Annotated in this window: 2 protein-coding genes; both read left to right on the top strand. The window is 56.9% G+C overall.

Annotation, left to right across the window (positions count from 1 at the left end; all coding sequences use genetic code 11):
• A partial coding sequence (locus tag HMPREF1546_RS16560) for a sigma-54-dependent Fis family transcriptional regulator (protein ID WP_021751524.1) occupies positions 1 to 1,364 on the top strand: 1,364 nt, incomplete at its 5' end.
• 366 nt (positions 1,365 to 1,730) lie between these two features.
• On the top strand, positions 1,731 to 2,399 hold a 669-nt coding region (locus HMPREF1546_RS16550), incomplete at its 3' end, for an HpcH/HpaI aldolase/citrate lyase family protein (RefSeq protein WP_036631420.1).

Here is a 2,399-nt window from a genome sequence, read left to right as displayed (position 1 = left end):
CGAAGAGCTTGATTGAGATGCTGGAGTCCTCTTATGATGGGATATGGATTACGGATGGGAACGGCAGGATTCTCTTTGCCAACTCCGCCAATGCGTCTTTACTGGGGGTGACCAAAGAGGACCTGATGGGAAAGAGCACGGAGGAGCTGCTGGAGAAAAAGATCTTTTCCGACTCTGTGTGCCTTGAGGCCATTGAGCAGAAGCGGCAGACCTCCAAGGTTTGCTACAACTATAATACGCAGTTGACGGTCCTGGCCACGGCCACGCCGATCTTCGGTGAAAATGGGGAAGTGCGCTACATATTCAACAATGTGCGGGATATCACATCTCTGAACAATATGCAGGCCAGCCTCCGGGATAAAGAAGAAATTATACGCAGGCAAAACAAGCAGCTGGAAGATATGAAGATCCGTTTGGGCGTTGGGACCATTATTGCAAATAGCGAGTCGTTCCGAAAGGTCGTTGAACTCGCCCAGCGTGTAGCGACCTTTGACGGCGCCACGGTCCTGATCCTTGGGGAGTCCGGAACGGGCAAGGAGCTGGTGTCCGAGCTTCTGGTCAACAATAGTCCCAGAAAGGATATGCCATATCTCCAGGTCAACTGCGGGGCCATTCCGGAGAATCTGATCGAGTCCGAGCTGTTCGGGTATGAGAAGGGCGCATTCACCGGGGCGGACAACAGGGGACACAAGGGCCTCTTCGAGGCGGCGAACGGCGGCACGGTCTTTCTGGATGAGATCGGCGATCTTCCGCTGCACATGCAGGTGAAGCTGCTGCGGGTGCTCCAGCAGCGGAAGGTCACCCGCGTGGGGGGCACCGAGCCCATCGATATCAACGTCCGGGTCATCGCGGCCACCAACAAGAATCTGGAGCAGATGGTTCGGGAGGGACAATTCCGGGAGGATCTGTACTACCGTCTGAATGTGGTCAGTGTCCAGATTCCGCCCCTGCGGGAGCGGAAGGAGGACATCGTACCGCTGCTCAACCACTTTCTGACGGTGGTGAATCAGAAGTATCACACCCAGAAGACGATTTTCTCCGACACCATCGACGCGTTTGAAAACTATCCCTGGCCTGGTAACGTCCGGGAGCTGGAAAATGTGCTGGAGAACCTGGTGATCACCACTCCGGGAGATGAGATTCGGCGGGAAAATCTTCCCAAGAAATTCTGGTCGGAGAACGGGGAACCCGCCGCCGTGGGCATGCGGGAGATCCTGCCGCTGAAGGTGACAGTGGAACGGGTGGAGTTGGCTGCTATCCAGCATGCCATCGACCAGTGCGGCTCTGTCCGCAAGGCCGCTGCGGCTCTGGGAGTGGATCCCTCCACCATTGTCCGCAAGATGCAAGGGCATAAAGAGAAGTAGGAGTGTGACAGGCACCATTCCGGCAGCCTGACACGGATGCAGCTCCCGGCAGGGGAGCGGCCTGACAGCCGCGCCCCCTGCCGGGAGTTTTTTCAGCCGAAAGGAGGGGGGCGGGAAAAGCGTACGCAAATCAGCAACGGATATGAAAATGCGCATACGCACACAAGGGCAAGAAGGGAGTACATCTGGCTAAAACGGTTTGACGAAAGCCAAAAGCTCACGATTTGTTTTGTCTGAACGCACAAAAAGAAAACGCGGGTATTTGGCATTTGTCCAAAAAAAACGCCGGTTCTGTGATATGGACAGATGTGGCACGTGTTTTGCTATATTAAACGGCAGAAAATTCTGAATCAAAGGGATGTTGTTATGCGCGAAAATCTTTTGAAAAAGAAGATCCAAAATGGGGAAAGTGCCATCGGCACCTTTGTGAAGCTGACGGACCCTGCGGTTCCGGAGCTGCTGGCCCTGGCGGGGTTCGACTTCTTCGTACTGGATACAGAGCATGTGGCGGTGGACCGGGAACAGCTGAGCAACATCGTCCGGGCAGCGGACGCGGCCGGCATCACGCCCATTGTGCGGGTTCGGGAGAACCAGCAGGTGGAGATCCTGCAGAATCTGGACCTGGGATATGCGGGCGTGCAGGTGCCCAATGTAGATACCCCGGAGCAGGCCCGGAACCTGGTGTCCTATGTGAAGTATACCCCCCTGGGCGTGCGGGGCCTGTCCCCCAGCGTGCGGGCTTGTGACTACGGCACCTGCGGCGTGCAGGAGTATATCGACACCGCCAATGCCAACACGATGATCGTCTCCCACTGTGAGACCAAGACCTGTGTGGAGAATCTGGACGAGGTCCTGAAGGTGGACGGCATCGATGTCATCTTCATCGGACCCATGGACCTGTCCCAGTCCTACGGTGTACCCGGCAAGACCACGGACCCAGAGGTGAAGGCAGCCATCGACACCATCACCGCCAAGACGCTGGCAGCCGGCAAGGCAGTGGGCACCACGGCGGCTTCCGCCGAGGCGGCCAAGGCG

Source organism: Oscillibacter sp. KLE 1745 (assembly GCF_000469445.2).
Taxonomy (GTDB): domain Bacteria; phylum Bacillota; class Clostridia; order Oscillospirales; family Oscillospiraceae; genus Oscillibacter; species Oscillibacter welbionis.
Note: the sequence above shows the minus strand (reverse complement) of the source record. Positions and strands in the feature narration are given on the sequence as shown.